The sequence below is a fragment of the Paenibacillus sp. cl123 genome (genome assembly GCF_900101595.1).
GTDB lineage: Bacteria > Bacillota > Bacilli > Paenibacillales > NBRC-103111 > Paenibacillus_G.
In genome coordinates, this window is sequence record NZ_FMYY01000003.1 from 211949 (window position 1) to 226454 (window position 14506).

23 protein-coding genes are annotated in these 14506 nt (G+C 51.2%); all 23 read left to right on the plus strand.

What is annotated here, in order from left to right:
- Position 1: 1 nt before the first annotated feature.
- The 23 genes from BLR08_RS07565 to BLR08_RS31045 all read left to right on the plus strand — a co-directional run bounded on the left by BLR08_RS07565 (position 2) and on the right by BLR08_RS31045 (position 14502).
- Positions 2-271 carry a hypothetical protein gene (locus tag BLR08_RS07565; protein ID WP_072328584.1) on the plus strand — a complete coding sequence of 90 codons (270 nt, stop codon included), beginning with the start codon at positions 2-4 and terminating at the stop codon, positions 269-271.
- The gene (locus BLR08_RS07570) at positions 271-1578 is read left to right on the plus strand and encodes a replicative DNA helicase (RefSeq protein ID WP_072328585.1); all 1308 of its coding nucleotides are present in this window, start codon (positions 271-273) and stop codon (positions 1576-1578) included. Before BLR08_RS07565 ends, BLR08_RS07570 begins: the two co-directional genes overlap by 1 nt.
- Positions 1575-1925: a hypothetical protein gene (locus BLR08_RS07575; protein ID WP_072328586.1), complete on the plus strand. Its 351-nt coding sequence runs from the start codon at positions 1575-1577 to the stop codon at positions 1923-1925. The genes BLR08_RS07570 and BLR08_RS07575 overlap by 4 nt, the downstream gene beginning before the upstream one ends.
- Positions 1926-2026: 101 nt before the next feature.
- Positions 2027-2512 (plus strand): hypothetical protein, encoded by a 486-nt coding sequence (locus BLR08_RS07580; RefSeq protein WP_143014343.1) that lies wholly within the window; start codon positions 2027-2029, stop codon positions 2510-2512.
- A complete protein-coding gene (locus BLR08_RS07585; RefSeq protein ID WP_072328588.1) occupies positions 2496-3128 on the plus strand; it encodes a hypothetical protein in 633 nt (210 codons plus the stop codon). The genes BLR08_RS07580 and BLR08_RS07585 overlap by 17 nt, the downstream gene beginning before the upstream one ends.
- A 17-nt stretch (positions 3129-3145) precedes the next feature.
- A complete protein-coding gene (locus tag BLR08_RS07590; RefSeq protein ID WP_072328589.1) occupies positions 3146-3619 on the plus strand; it encodes a helix-turn-helix domain-containing protein in 474 nt (157 codons plus the stop codon).
- The gene (locus BLR08_RS07595; protein WP_072328590.1) at positions 3616-3975 is read left to right on the plus strand and encodes a hypothetical protein; all 360 of its coding nucleotides are present in this window, start codon (positions 3616-3618) and stop codon (positions 3973-3975) included. The genes BLR08_RS07590 and BLR08_RS07595 overlap by 4 nt, the downstream gene beginning before the upstream one ends.
- A 157-nt stretch (positions 3976-4132) precedes the next feature.
- Positions 4133-4375: a hypothetical protein gene (locus tag BLR08_RS07600; protein WP_072328591.1), complete on the plus strand. Its 243-nt coding sequence runs from the start codon at positions 4133-4135 to the stop codon at positions 4373-4375.
- Entirely contained in the window at positions 4372-4689 is a 318-nt protein-coding gene (locus BLR08_RS07605; protein WP_072328592.1) for a hypothetical protein, read from the plus strand. The genes BLR08_RS07600 and BLR08_RS07605 overlap by 4 nt, the downstream gene beginning before the upstream one ends.
- A gap of 16 nt (positions 4690-4705) precedes the next feature.
- The gene (locus BLR08_RS07610) at positions 4706-5245 is read left to right on the plus strand and encodes a hypothetical protein (RefSeq protein ID WP_072328593.1); all 540 of its coding nucleotides are present in this window, start codon (positions 4706-4708) and stop codon (positions 5243-5245) included.
- Between the two features lie 167 nt (positions 5246-5412).
- Entirely contained in the window at positions 5413-5715 is a 303-nt protein-coding gene (locus BLR08_RS07615) for an HNH endonuclease (protein WP_072328594.1), read from the plus strand.
- Positions 5708-6214 carry a hypothetical protein gene (locus tag BLR08_RS07620; RefSeq protein ID WP_072328595.1) on the plus strand — a complete coding sequence of 169 codons (507 nt, stop codon included), beginning with the start codon at positions 5708-5710 and terminating at the stop codon, positions 6212-6214. The genes BLR08_RS07615 and BLR08_RS07620 overlap by 8 nt, the downstream gene beginning before the upstream one ends.
- A gap of 115 nt (positions 6215-6329) precedes the next feature.
- Positions 6330-6698 carry a P27 family phage terminase small subunit gene (locus tag BLR08_RS07625; protein ID WP_072328596.1) on the plus strand — a complete coding sequence of 123 codons (369 nt, stop codon included), beginning with the start codon at positions 6330-6332 and terminating at the stop codon, positions 6696-6698.
- 33 nt (positions 6699-6731) lie between these two features.
- The gene (locus BLR08_RS07630; RefSeq protein WP_072328876.1) at positions 6732-8441 is read left to right on the plus strand and encodes a terminase large subunit; all 1710 of its coding nucleotides are present in this window, start codon (positions 6732-6734) and stop codon (positions 8439-8441) included.
- Complete coding sequence (locus tag BLR08_RS07635) at positions 8434-9654, plus strand: phage portal protein (protein WP_072328597.1); 1221 nt, start codon at positions 8434-8436, stop codon at positions 9652-9654. The genes BLR08_RS07630 and BLR08_RS07635 overlap by 8 nt, the downstream gene beginning before the upstream one ends.
- Positions 9641-10222, plus strand: coding sequence for an HK97 family phage prohead protease (locus BLR08_RS07640; RefSeq protein ID WP_072328598.1), 582 nt, complete (start codon positions 9641-9643; stop codon positions 10220-10222). Before BLR08_RS07635 ends, BLR08_RS07640 begins: the two co-directional genes overlap by 14 nt.
- Complete coding sequence (locus BLR08_RS07645; RefSeq protein ID WP_072328599.1) at positions 10222-11910, plus strand: phage major capsid protein; 1689 nt, start codon at positions 10222-10224, stop codon at positions 11908-11910. The genes BLR08_RS07640 and BLR08_RS07645 overlap by 1 nt, the downstream gene beginning before the upstream one ends.
- Positions 11911-12187: 277 nt before the next feature.
- Positions 12188-12496, plus strand: a complete 309-nt coding sequence (locus tag BLR08_RS07655; protein WP_072328601.1) for a phage head closure protein — start codon at positions 12188-12190, stop codon at positions 12494-12496.
- Positions 12489-12875, plus strand: a complete 387-nt coding sequence (locus BLR08_RS07660; protein ID WP_072328602.1) for an HK97 gp10 family phage protein — start codon at positions 12489-12491, stop codon at positions 12873-12875. The genes BLR08_RS07655 and BLR08_RS07660 overlap by 8 nt, the downstream gene beginning before the upstream one ends.
- Positions 12872-13195 carry a hypothetical protein gene (locus BLR08_RS07665; RefSeq protein WP_072328603.1) on the plus strand — a complete coding sequence of 108 codons (324 nt, stop codon included), beginning with the start codon at positions 12872-12874 and terminating at the stop codon, positions 13193-13195. The genes BLR08_RS07660 and BLR08_RS07665 overlap by 4 nt, the downstream gene beginning before the upstream one ends.
- Positions 13196-13198: 3 nt before the next feature.
- Positions 13199-13978, plus strand: coding sequence for a major tail protein (locus tag BLR08_RS07670; RefSeq protein ID WP_083536749.1), 780 nt, complete (start codon positions 13199-13201; stop codon positions 13976-13978).
- Position 13979: 1 nt separating this feature from the next.
- Positions 13980-14318 carry a hypothetical protein gene (locus BLR08_RS07675; RefSeq protein WP_072328604.1) on the plus strand — a complete coding sequence of 113 codons (339 nt, stop codon included), beginning with the start codon at positions 13980-13982 and terminating at the stop codon, positions 14316-14318.
- Positions 14319-14334: 16 nt separating this feature from the next.
- A complete protein-coding gene (locus BLR08_RS31045; RefSeq protein WP_176835450.1) occupies positions 14335-14502 on the plus strand; it encodes a hypothetical protein in 168 nt (55 codons plus the stop codon).
- Positions 14503-14506 lie beyond the last annotated feature (4 nt).

Here is a 14506-nt window from a genome sequence, read left to right on the forward strand (position 1 = left end):
CGTGACAATCGAGGAAGCGGGAAAACTCCTTGTAATCATTTCAAATTTTGTTCCAACGTATCAGCCATCAAAGGAGAGTGCCCGGAGCTGGAAAAGGGCGCTTGAGAACAGAGTATCATTCGCAGATGCAGAGGAATACCTATACGCTCACTTTCGGGAAAGCAGATTCATTCCTGTGCCTGCCGATCTGATTGCAAAGGCTAGAGCATCCTTTGATATCGACAGCGTAACTCCACTCGAACCACCAGATGACATGAGGGGGACGCTCTGATGATGGACATGATGCGGGATTACGAAACGGAAGTGAACGTGCTGGCCGGACTGCTGGCAGCCGACAAGACTTTTTATGACGGGCTGGCGGTCTTGACTCAAGATCATTTTGCGAATGCGGACAATGCCGAGATATTCAACGCCATTCGGGAAAAGGCTCCAAAAGGCCGGCCCACACTGAACCTGATTTACAAAGAGCTGCGGGATAGCATTCCCGGGGATACATTTCGAGCAATCCGCGAAACCGTCGCAAGTGAGTCTGCATTCGGGCAATGGCTGGAAAAGCTCCAGGAGCTGCATACACGCCGATCGTACTACGAAGCAGCTCGGGCTATCGCCCATATTTGCAAGACGGAGCCAGACATCAAAGAAATCACTCAAATCGTGGAGCGGCGCATCCTGCGAGTGAATGTCCAGGATGGGGCAAAGGACATCATTACCCCCGAGACGGCCGGGCAGAACGCTGCAGCCGAGTTTGACCGAAGGTATAACGGCGATTCCGCGACCCAAGGAATAACACTTTGCCGGGAGACGGTCCGGGACGGAGTAACAACTCTTGACGGCTTCCCGAGCATTGACCGGATCATGAAAGGACTCAAGGGCGGCGATCTGCTGATAGTGGCAGCCGAGACCGGCGAAGGGAAAACGACGCTGGCACAGAACATCGTCCGGCACGCCAGCATTCACCAGAACAACCGGACCTATTACCAGAACACCGAGATGAACGAAAACGAAATCGTGTTCCGGTTCGCTGCTCAGATGGCCAACATCGACTTCGAGCATGTGTACACGGGCGGGAAGGACCTGACACCGGAAGACCGGACCAAGATCAGGAACGCATTCGAGAAGTTCACGCAATCCCGCGTTTTCTTGTCTGTGCTGCCGGTACTCAGCCCGGAGCGCAGCCGGGGACTTGCCCGCCGCTTCAAGACGCAGTATGGCGACATGGACCTGCTGGTGATCGACTATGTAGGCCGGATGGAGATGGAGGCCAAGGGGAAGCAAGAATGGCAAATCATGCGGGACATCGCCAAAGAGTGCAAGAAGCTTGCCCAGGAGTTGGACACGGCCGTCATCCTGATTGCCCAGCTCAATGACGAGGGTAAGCTGCAAGGGGCCAGAATGATGGCGAATGAAGCCGATGCGATGTTCTTCTTGAGGCCGCTGGACGAGGACGAATTGAAGGACGCGCCATTCCGGGCAACGCACAAACTGGAGAGCAAGAAAGCCCGGCGCGGTGACAAAAAACGTCCGATCTGGCTAAGCTTCAACAAACCCCGAATGTACATCACGGAAGTATTGCCGTGAAGGAGCTGCGGGACCAGTACAAGAACATCGTCCTGGATGCCTGCAGGATCGCCGTCAAGGGAGGCGGGATGACAGCAGCATTTGAGGATTGGATCATAGACAACATAGACCGGATTATAGATGACCTGTCCGATGATGACTTTGCCCATCTGGTCATGAACGGGACTATACCGGTCCGGGAGATTGAGACGGATGTCGAGTTTGACCGGTTCACGGACTGGCAGCTCATGAACGAATCGGCAGCCGCCAACAGCTTTAACGAAGCGGAGCGGGCGAAGATGGAACAGCACCGGGGCATTCTCGATGCGTTACGTACCGAATACAAGGCCCGAGAATGGGACCTATAACCGAGAGGGGTAATCATATGCTTAATAAATTTCATTCTGATAGCCAAGCCGAATTAAAAAGAATCCCTGAACTGAATATCATCAAGCGCAAGAACAGGGCCATGATACCGGCAAAATCAGCAATCGATAGCTGGTATGAGTCCTTACGGCAGGGCGAGAAAGGCGCGAGGGAGCGGGCGCTGCTGGCGGTGAGTCACAGACGGCTGCTGGTATCGGAATTTCCCGGCAACCAATGGCACGTATACGAGCTATGCAAGGCTGTGTACGAGCTTGCCGAGATTGACCGGGTAGATTTCAACGGCGCTTCCCTCGCGGAGAAAAGATCCTTTATCAGCAGCCTGATACCAAAGGTTGAAGATGCTGCACTGAGGGAAGGCGTTCACGAGTATCACATCAGCTGCCAGCATGACGGGCGTCGAATGAACTGGATCGTCGAGGACGAGCAGAACAAGCTGCTGACCGTCGCTGAGGCGGCGCAGATTAGCCAGGACATTCTATGCTCTTTCATCGAGCATAAGGGGCTGACGGCAGAGTTGCAGGCTTACGTTGCACAATTCGAGTTTGCCCAAGATGGACCGGCGAACTGATCTTCAAGAACGGATTCGGAGCGGGGAAACGTACCTGTCCAAGCTGCAGGCGAATGACCCGAAGTTTCTACCGGTTCGAAGTAAACTGGCCCGGCTAAAGGCTGAATTAAAGCAATTGGATGCAGAGGGTGCAGCCGTGTGGACGGCTCGCCCTTCTGATCGAACATATGATCCCGAAGCAAACCGGCAGGCGTCTGCCGATATGACAAATCGCGCGACGTCGCACGATACAGCAAATACGTCGCTGTCGCCGCATTTCCGTCCTGCATACCGAATCGATCCGCGGCCGGACTTGACGGAAGATCAAGACCTATGGACAGCCCTCTTGGAACTGGTCGCAGAATACGACGAGGAGCTGACGGCGCTGCTGAATGGATTCCGCTGCGGAGGCACCCGAATTCGCTTCGGTGACACACGTTGGACACTCCGTCCGGAGATTGATCCATCTGGACACGCTGCGTGGTCGTCTCAGGCCGAATACGAGGGTCAGAGGAACAAATACCTTACCGAGTGGTCGGGAGTGCTCAGCGCCGTCCTAGACGTGTTAACGGAGCGGCACCCAAAACAGTATAAACCGAAGGAACCGACACATCAGCAAATGAGGATGAAAATCTAAACGGAGGAGGAGCGAGAATGAACAAACTGACTGATGGACAAGCAAGAGTTTATGAAGCACTCAGGGTAGCCGCAGATAAAACGACAAGAGGCATTTCGGAAGCCTTAGATATCGATATCGGGGTGGCTAGGAACATCCTGCTAACTTTGGAACGGAAGGGCATGGCAACGTCCTCCAAGATCAGAACGAGAGAAGGGAACCAAAAAGAGTTTGCTTTTATAGAAACCGAGTATGAAGTCGTGGGAAATAATCAGGTTTTAGGAAAACAGCCAGCGGTAGCTATTATCGATTTGCCCCCAGCGGAGGAGGTAGAACTAACGCCGGAACAATGGCAATTCCTTCGGGACAATAAACGGTGGTGGAGATATAGGACAGTGTTAGCCAAAGAGATGGGCCTGCCGAAGTACGTGTTCAACAATGCGCTGGAGAAGCTGCGGAAGCAGATGGAGAGAGAAAAATCCCAAGACAAGAAAGCGAGGAAGAGGGCATGAACAAAGAGCAGGAGGCAATCATTCGGAATGCCGTAGACCAATTACATGCCGATGGACATGAAGGAATGGCCGTGGAGGTCAATAGGCTGCTGGCGATCGTAGAATTCCAGGATAGGCATATTACCAATATACAAGCAAGCCGTAATGCAATATTCTCCGACTACCAAAAGCATATCAATGAGTCAAAAACATTTGCTAGGGAAGTAACTGCTGAGATGAAGTGGATGAAGGCTTTAGTTGAAATATCTTATGAGGCTTTAAAGAGAATTTCAGGGAATCCGTTCAGCTTTAAAAATAGTGGTATAGCTCGTGAAGCGATGTCTCGTATGACCAGAGTGAATAAATCTGATTATTAATTACAGGCACCTGATGGGAGGGATTACCCATGACATTGAATTCGGTCATAATGGCGATTATTTGGGGCCAGTTGATAGTTGCAGCCCTATGCGGGCTTAGGGTATGGGTGTGCCTGCGGAGGCTAAAGGACAAGAACAGGTATGGAGGGGAACAGGAATGAGCCAAGAATACAATCCGGATCTGCAGGCTTTAGTCCTGGAAGGGGATAAATTAGTCAGCGAGATGAAGCAGCAGCTTGACAACGTAGTCAATCAATACGAAAGCTTGATTGGTCTTGTCCAAGAAGTATCCGAGTATCTATCTTGGCGTGATCCAGGCAATGGGGAAGGGCAGAGATATGCTCTAAAATTAATCTATACGTGGCTTAAAGAGCATACGCCTGAGGGAGTGGGACAATGACAAACGTGTTCATTGGTTTCGGCTTCGGGTGCCTGATGCTTGTAACACTAGCAGCAAGCTGGTATATCACGGTGCTATTGTTGGATATGGTACTGAACAAAACAAGATTACTCGGCAGGGTGTTTAAGCTGGTGAACGCATTCTATGAATCGTTTCCGCGCAAGGGGCTGAATTGCCGGTACACGGTTGTCTTGTTCGATCATAAAACACATCGCTTCATCGATGGAATGCAGGTGAACGAATACGGCGAGACAGAGGAAGAGACAAAAGAATATTTCAGGGAAATGATAGATCGGCATTCACGAAAAAGGTAGCGAGGAGCGGGGATGGATGCAAATCGAATCCAAGAAGCGGGAAGCCGAAAAGAAAGAGGACGAACGCATTCTGAGCCAGCTTGAGCTGTTCCCGGCAGCGGCCAAGGAGGATATGCGGAAAACTCTCCGGCTGCTCAAAGATTATATTGACATCCGGAATCGAGTGGAAGACTACCGGGACCATGAAGAAGATATCCGCGCAGCCATCCAGGAAGGCGAGACGGCCCGCAGGCTGGGCCCTGAAGACTTGTACGCCAACAAGACGGCAAACGCTATGATCGTGGCTATGAACCAGAAAGCGGCAGCCGAGGAACTGGCCGTTCTCAAGAAGTCCATAGATCGGGCTATAAACCTGATCCGCTCGGACGAAGTGAAACAGGCCGTCACGCTCCGGTACATTAAGGGCTACAGCTACTCGGATACCTGCCGATTCATGCATTATGATGGCAAGTCCTCAACCGTCGACCGGCGGATAGGTAAGGGGATCGCTTCTATTGCCGGTACATTAAAGTTGTGGGGAGTCCTGGACATGATGCCTACTCATGAATGCGGGTAAAGAAAATGTCGCAAAAGTGAGGGTTAAACAGGGAAAAAATGCGGAACACGAGCGGAAATCTCCATGTTATGATGAAAGCGTGAAAAACTGATCAATTGCAGGAGTCGCAGAGATGCGGCTCCTTTTTGTCTTACGATCGCCACTTATAAGCAAGGGAGGTAAAGCTGATGGGCCGAGAATTTTACAAGTCCCGAAGGTGGGGAAAGAAGCGAGAGAAAATTCTAAGAAGGGATGAATATCGTTGTCGAGAGTGTACAAGGTACGGGAAGAGTGTTCCGGCCACAACCGTACACCATTGCAATCCATTAGAACATGCACCAGAGCTTGCCCTAGCGAGTTGGAACCTGGTGAGTATGTGCGGGAGCTGCCATGACAGCCTACACGATAGGAAGACGAACGTCTTGACTGAAGCAGGAGAACGATGGAGAGATTGGGCCAATAAGGCCGGAGAGGCGGAAAGACATGGGTAACATGGTCATTCAAAGGGACATCGAACAAATCAAGAGGCGAGTAAGGGAATACGATGCATTGCTTGATCGGGAAAGGATAGAGGGGCCTTCACCTCAGATTAACAACGGATTAAGGTTTATCAATGACTATTATTATGGTGACGTAACTGCATTGTTGCGAATAATAGGAGAAATGGATAGAGAGCGCAATGACAACCGGTATACGATCGCTGGAAGCGAGTATTGGAATACGGGCGATAAGGTAGTGCTTGATAACCGGATATTGGGAAACTCAGTGGATTGTGGAAAGACGGTTAGCACTCGACCATTTGACGGCAACAAAGTAAAGCTGAAGCTTGAGTTTCTGGCCGAGCTTCGGGCATTGGTTGATCTATGCGGAGCTGTAGCTCTGAAACAAACGACAGATATGATTGGGGATACATTGGTGAGTATTGCGAAAGATTTGGGGATCGGCATTTATGAAAAAAAGGAGAAATCCCAAAACTCTACAGATGAATAACCCCCCCACCTTACGTTATAGGTTTTAACTATCAACGGGACCGGGTGGGGGAGCCTTTTCCAATAGTGCGAGTCCGGGGGAAACTTTTTTTGGAACATGTGAAAGGAGGGAGGTCATGGCAAGAGCGCCTACCAAACCACCGACGAAAGATAAAATCAAACGGTCAACGATTTCGGATATGAAGGTTCTGGAAATCTACAAACCACAGTTTAATCGGATCATCGAAATCTATGCGGAATTGGTTTTTCAATATAATACCCTATCGGCTGAGTTCGAGGAAAATGGATATCAGTACGAAGTGAACACCGATCAAGGAGGGGCGAAGAAGAGTCCGATCCTCGCTTCGCTTGAGACATTACGAAAGGACATTCTGGCATACTCCGACCGTCTATGTCTGAACCCAAAATCGATGGACGCCCTGACTATCAAGAAAAAGAAGCCAGGGGAATCCAAACTACAAGCCCTCATGAACAAGAGGAAATAAGTGAGTGAACAATACCCGAACCGCGACATTGTTATGGAGTATGCCCGTAGCATTGTTGAAGGTCGAAAGGTAGCTTGCCGGGAGTTGATCAAAGGGTGCCAACGATTCCTGGATGACCTGGAATCGAACACCTATGATTTTCGGCCGGATGATGCTGAATATGTAATCGAGGTTATCGAAACAACCTTTGTCCATGAGAAGGGCGAGAGGTTGGACGGTACGCCCCTACGAAGGTCACCGTTCCTGCTGGAGCCGTGGCAAAAGTTCATCATCTACAACCTGCTCGGCTTCTACAAAAAGGGGACGATCCTTCGCCGCTTTCAAGAAGCGTTTTTGTACGTTCCGCGGAAGAACGGGAAAACGCCTTTTTCTGCTGCGCTGGCGTGGGCGCTCGCCATGCTGAGCATTAAATCCAGCTCTACCATCTACATCGTAGGTGCAGCTCTCAGGCAGGCGCTACAGAGCTTTAAATTCATTCTCTTTAACCTGAAGCAAATGGGGGAAGAGGAAAGCTTTCGAATCCTGGACAACAACCAGAATCACAGCATTTCGGGGGAGTTTGACGAAGGCGCTTTGACCATCGAAGCGCTGGCGGCGAATCCTGACGCCCAGGACTCATTGAACTGCAATTATGCCATTGCTGACGAGCTTCACGCCTACACGCGGCCAAAGCAATACAACATCATCAAAGAGGCTATGAAGGCATACGCCAATAAGCTGATGATCGGCATTACGACGGCCGGTGACGACATGACAAGTTTCTGCTATCAGCGGCTGCAGTATTGCATAAAAATCTTGGATAAGACTGCCGTCGCCGAACATTATTTTGTGTTTATTTGCAAGGCGGACCAGGACGACAAGGGGAATGTCGATTATACATCGGCCATTGAGCATGAGAAGGCCAATCCGAATTATGGCGTGAGTATTCGGCCGGTAGACATCATGAATGAGGCGCTGGAAGCTCAGAAGGACCCGCAGCAGCGCAAGGACTTCTTGGCGAAGTCGCTTAATATCTACACGGCCGCAACGAAGGCATATTTCAATCTGGACGAGTTTAAAGCGAGTGACCGAAAACATTCCTGGACGCTGGAGCAACTGGCCAGACTGCCGATTTATTGGTATGGCGGGGCTGACTTGTCCAAAGTGCATGACCTAACGGCTGCTGCTCTCTATGGAAATTATAACGGTGTCGATATTGCGATTACGCATGCTTGGTTCCCACTCATTGCGGCTCAGACAAAGGCCGAAGATGACGGCATTCCGTTATTCGGATGGATGGATGACGGATGGCTGGACATGTGCAATACTCCGACGATTAACTATGACGACATCATTCAATGGTTTGTAATGATGCGGTCTAAAGGATTCAAGATCAAAGAAATCGGATTCGACCGCAAATTTGCCCGGGAGTTCTTCCTGGGTATGAAGAAGAAAAAGTTTAAAGTTGTCGATCAACCGCAACTGTATTTTCTCAAGAGCGAAGGGTTCCGGAGGATCGAGAAATATGCGAAAGACGGAAACTTTTACTACCTCCATTCGGATGCTTTCGAATACTGCCTTGCGAATGTCAGTGCCGTCGAAAAGACGGATGATGCCGTGATGTATGAAAAGGTCATGCCGAATCAGCGTATCGATATATTCGATGCAACGGTATTCGCGGCCATGAAGATGCTTCACAGCATCGGCGAAAATAAGACGGACATAAAAAAATACTTGGATGGAGGTGGTGACGACGATGAGTAAAAAGCGAAAAGGTAAAGCATCCCCAAGCACGCGGGCAGCTCCGCAAACGCCGATCGGCTGGCTTTTGACCGATGACGCGCACGATACCCTTTGCGTGCCTGGGTATACCCGGCTATCGGATAACCCCGAGGTCAAAATGGCGGTCGGAAAAATAGCGGACCTGATCAGTAGCATGACCATCCACCTCATGCGGAATACCGACGAAGGCGACATCCGGGTACGGAATGAGTTGTCAAGGAAGATTGATATCAATCCTTACAGCCTATCCACTCGAAAAGCTTGGATGTTTAACATCGTGAACACCATGCTGCTGGAGGGAGACGGAAACAGCGTCGTATACCCCAAGATGCGCGATGGATTGATATCCGATTTGGTCCCGTTCAAACCGTCAGGCGTCAGCATCATTGATACTCCCGATGCCTACCAGATTCTATATCAGGGCCGACACTATAATCACGATGAACTGCTTCACTTTATGATCAACCCCGATCCGGAGCGGCCATGGGTGGGGACCGGTTACCGGGTGGCGCTACGGGATATCATTACCAATCTCAAGCAAGCGTCAAAGACCAAAAACAGCTTCATGTCGGATAAATGGAAGCCTTCCCTGATCATCAAAGTTGACGGCTTGTCCAGCGACTTCGAAGATGAGGATTCCCGGGATAAGCTCCTGAAGCGGTATGTCTCCGAGACAGGAGGCGGGAAGCCCTGGATCATTCCTGCGGATTTGCTCGAGGTAAACCAGATCAAACCGTTATCCCTGAATGACTTGGCGATTAACGACGCGGTACAACTTGATAAGCGCACGGTGGCGGGCCTCCTAGGAGTGCCGGCCTTTTTTGTTGGCGTCGGGGACTTCAAGAAGGACGAATATAACGCCTTTATTAACTCCCGGATTCTCCCCATGGCTACAGGCATTGTGCAGGAGCTGACCCGCAAACTGCTGATTGCCCCTGATCTATTCTTCAAATTCAATCCGAGGTCGCTTTACTCTTACGACCTGATTGATTTGGTGACGGCCGGGACAGCGCTTGTAGACCGCAACACGCTGCGGCGCAATGAGCTGCGGGATTGGGTAGGCATGAGTCCGGACCCTGAAATGCACGAATTGATCGTGCTGGAGAACTATTTGCCCGCTGATCTGCTGGGGGAGCAAAAGAAGCTGAAAAAGATCAAAAAGGGATTGGACGAAGGAGGTGATGGCGGTGAGTAGAGATGTCAGGCAAACACGCAGCCTGCAAACGGAGCTTAAGACGCGGGCCGAACCGGAAGGACAAGAGATGATTATCGAAGGTTACTTCGCGGTGTTCAACCGGCAAACCGAGCTTTGGCCGGGGGCCATTGAAGAAATTGCACCTGAAGCATTCAATAGCACACTGAGCAACGATGTTCGGGCGCTGATCAACCACGACACGATGTTTGTCCTTGGGCGAAATAAGTCAGGCACTTTGGAGCTTAAGGCGGATTCTTTCGGCCTTTGGGGGCGGGTAAAGGTTAATCCCAATGACAGCGATGCGGTGAATCTCTATGAGCGAGTCAGGCGCGGAGATGTGGACCAATGTTCATTTGGATTCAATATCACCCGAGAGGATACAGAGTGGCGGGACGATGGATCTGTCAAATGGACGATACGCGAGATCGACTTACATGAGGTCAGCGTAGTCACCTTTCCCCAATACACCGATACCGGCGTACAGGCGCGAAAGGCTGAGGTCGCCCAGCATCGGGACAGACAGATGCAGCAGCGCAAACAACAATTGAAAGCGAGGTTGAAAAAATAATGGCACTTAAACAATTAATGCTTACTCGTAAAATCCAGCAGCGCAAAGAAGCGCTTGAGGCTATGGAGACGAGGGCGGCAGAGTTGAAGACCCGATCCGAGGAACTGGAGAAGGCTATCGAAGAGGCTGCGACCGAAGAAGAAATCGCTGTCGTCGAAGAGGAAATCGGGAAGCACGATACCGACAAGGAAGCACTTGAGGCGGATAAAACCAAACTGGAAGGTGAGATTTCCGCACTTGAAGGTGAACTTGAGCAACTGAACAGCAAAGAGCCGAGCAATACGGGATCACCCGAAAACATCCCCGCAGCTCCGGCCACACCAGACCAAAGAAATCAATTTACAGGAGGCGAAACAAGAATGATCGGATTCTTCCGCAACATGCCCTTTGAACAGCGCTCCGCGCTGGTAGCACGTAATGAGGTAAAGGACTTCTTGGCCCAAGTCAGGGAGCTGGGAAAAACTGCACAGCAGCGGGCAGTGACAGGTGCTGACCTGACGATTCCAGAAGTAATGCTTGGCCTGATCCGCGACAATCTGCACCGCTATAGCAAGTTGTTGCCCAAGATTCAGCTTCGACCGCTGAAGGGCACGGCGCGGCAAAACATCGCGGGTGCGATCCCGGAAGCGATTTGGACAGAAGCCTGCGCCACTCTGAATGAATTGTCGATCGGATTCAACCAAATCGAGGTTGACGGATATAAGGTAGGCGGGTTCATCCCGATCTGCAATGCCACACTGGAAGACAGTGACCTGAATCTGGCGGCCGAAATTTTGGATGCCATCGCGCAGGCTATTGGCTTGGCTGTAGACAAGGCTATCCTGTATGGCACGGGGAAGAAGATGCCATTGGGTATTGCAACGCGGCTTGCGCAATCCTCGCAGCCTTCGGACTGGAGTTCCAAAGCCCCGGCATGGACGGATTTGCGGGCGACCCATTTGCTGAAGCTTAATCCGGCAGCCATGACGGCCGAAGCGTTCTTCTCGGCGCTTATGCTTGATTTGTCAGCCGCTAGAGCCAATTTCAGCAATGGTTCTAAGTTCTGGGCGATGAATACCCAAACGCATGCCCAGCTCATGGCACGCATGGTGGTGTTTAATGCAGCAGGTGCGCTTGTCGCATCCATGAATAATACCATGCCGCTTGTCGGTGGTGATATTGAGATCCTGGACTTTATCCCGGACGGCGATATCATCGGTGGTTACGGATCTTTGTATCTATTGGCAGAGCGTGCAGGAATTCAGCTCGCCCAATCGGAACATGTCCGCTTTATCGAGGATCAGACGGTGTTTAAGGGAACTGCCCGTTATGACGGCCGTCCTGTTTTCGGCGAAGGCTTTGTTATCGTCAATATCAACAATGTTGATCCTACGACGGTTGTACCGTTTGCGCCGGACAATGCAAACCCGTCTGATGCGTATTTGGATGAACTGACGATCGGTAACTTGACGCTTACTCCTGCCTTTAACCCGGCTGTCACGAACTACACGGCGGCTACAACATCGGCGACCAATACTATCAATGTCGATGCTGCAAAGGACAAAGCGGTGATTGAGATCAAGAATGGTTCGACCACGGTAGCCAATGGCGGAAGCGCAACATGGGCGGCAGGCGTAAATACGGTAACGGTGAAGGTGACTAACGGAACGACCGTCCGGAATTATTCGGTTGCCGTCACCAAGTCCTAATTATGGATACGGCGCTGATTTTGGCTCTCGTCAAAGAGCGCTTAGGCGTCCGCACGGCGGTCAGGGATACGTACCTGACCGCTATTGTTGCGGGCGTAGTCAGGGAGCTGGAGGACGAAAAGGGGATTGCGCTGCAGCCTGACGACGCCAGCCATTTGATGTTTTGCGTGGACCTTGCAACATGGAGGTATCAGTCCAGGGATAGTGACGGGGCGATGCCGCGACATCTGCAATTTCGGTTGCATAACTTGATGATTCATTCAGGGGGTCCGGGGCGATGACATACGACCATGAGGTAACCTTAATTGGACAGGTCGGATACGAAAGCGACGAGAATGGCAATCAGATTCCCCAGGAGAATGATACAACGATCCTTTGCAGCCTGAAATCCATAGGCCGTAATGAGTTTTACAACGCTGCTGCTGCCGGTCTTCGGCCGGAGCTGACGTTCACTGTACATGCCTACGAGTACAACGGGGAGCGGACGCTGCAATTCGAAGGGCAGTTATATCGGATCATCCGTACCTATTCGACGGGGATCGAAGAACTGGAGCTTGTCTGTGAAAGGGTGGCGGCAGATGGCTAACATCAGCATTGACCAACTGGCTTCAGCTATAACGGACGCCGTTCGGGAGTATACCGAAGATGTGTCCGAGGCGATCGATAAGAAAGTGGATGTTGTGGCTGATGCAGTGCTTGAGGATACCCGGCAGGCAGCTCCCAAGCGCTCGGGTGAATACGCAAAGGGCTTTAAGAAAACAAAACAAGGATACGAAGGCAAGTCACGCCGGGTTATCTGGAACAAAAAGGACTCCCGCAGGGTGCATCTGCTCGAATTTGGACACGCCAAACGCGGCGGAGGACGGGTCCGGGCTTATCCCCATTTACGGCCAGCATACGATAAACACGCTGGAAACTTGGCGTCCGACATTAAGCGGATCATCCAGAACGGGGGCGGGTCATGACCTTGGCGGAATTGGTTACCATCCTCAAGTCTACAGGGCTGCCGGTAGCATACGGGGAGTTTCCTGCACCATCGCCGCCCCCGCCTTTCATCACGCTGCAATTTGCCTATTCAAGCGACCTACAGGCCGACAATCACAACTACGTCGAGATCGGCAACATGCAGGTAGAACTGTATACAAAAATGAAAGAACCGGAAACGGAGAAACTGCTGCAAGACGTATTGAAAGCCAATCGATTCCCGTACAGCAAGCTTGAGACGTGGCTGGAGACAGAAAAACTCCGGCAGATCATTTATGAAATTCAACTCATTGGAGGTTAAACCATGGCGAACAATAAAGTTACATTCGGTTTGGAAAAGGTGCATATCGCATTCGTTGATGAAACAAGCCCCACACAACCGGCTTGGAAAGCGCCGATTCCCATCCCAGGCGCGGTGCGCTGGACACCTACGACAGTAGGTGAAGCAAGTACCTTCTATGCGGACAATACGGCCTATTTTGTGGCTACAAGCAATAACGGGTACACCGCAGAATTGGAAATGGCCCTTGTGCCGGATGCGGTACTTGCTGAGATGCTTGGATGGCAGATCGACGCAAACGGCATGCTCGTAGAAGTATCCGATGGCATCGCAAAGAAATTTGCACTGATGGGGCAAGTTCAGGGCGATCAGAAGAACCGCCGCTTTGTATACTTCAACTGCCAAGCCAGCCGACCGGCAAAAGAGCGGACAACCAAAAACGAAACCATTACCCCTTCGACGGATGTCCTGAGCATTGTTGTGTCCCCGATGGAGATCGGCGGAAGGACAATCGTCAAGGGCGATATCGAACTGTCCGATACGAATGCAGCAGCTTATAATGCCTTCTTCTCCGCGGTGACTGTTCCAACTTTTGGGGCGGCGAGCAAGACGGCGCTGGCGGCAAACATCGCTTTTGCTAACAGCCTGACACAAGCCAATTATACGCCTGCCACGTGGACCAAGTTGACGGCAGCCAAGACAGCGGCGACTACGGTTAACTCGAACGGTAGCGCGGCCCAAGCGCAGGTTGATTCAGCAAACACAGCGCTTTCGACGGCAATCCTCGGTCTGGTGGTGGTATAAAATGAGAATCTTAAAGTTCGGCGAACAAGAGATCAGAGTCAGGGCGACGCCCCTGGCTCTTTTGTATTACAAGCAGGAATTCAAGACGGACCTGGTTGCTGATTTCATTACTTTGGAAAAGTTTCGCAAGGATATGAGTCACTTTGATTCGGTCTTAATGCTGCAGCTTGTCTGGGCGATGGCGAAGGCCGATGCTTTCGGCAAGACCTTCCCGCCCTTTATCGAATGGCTCGGAAGCTTGGAGGCCGTGGACTTCACGGACGAAGAGTTTCTAATGGGTGCTTTGGAGGAAGCCGCAGACGGCTTTTTTCGTAAAGGAGCAAAACCACCCCAAGAGTAACAGGGCACCCGGCCGCATGGATACGGAGTTGTTGGCGGTAGGAAAGCGGATCGGCCTCAGCTTAATGGAGATTAATGAGCTTCGGGTGGCCGATTTATTCGATATCGCCAAAGCCTATACAGGAAACCAGGACGAAGAAGCAAAAGAGGCAGACCAAGCGGATATTGACGCATTTTATAGATAGGGGG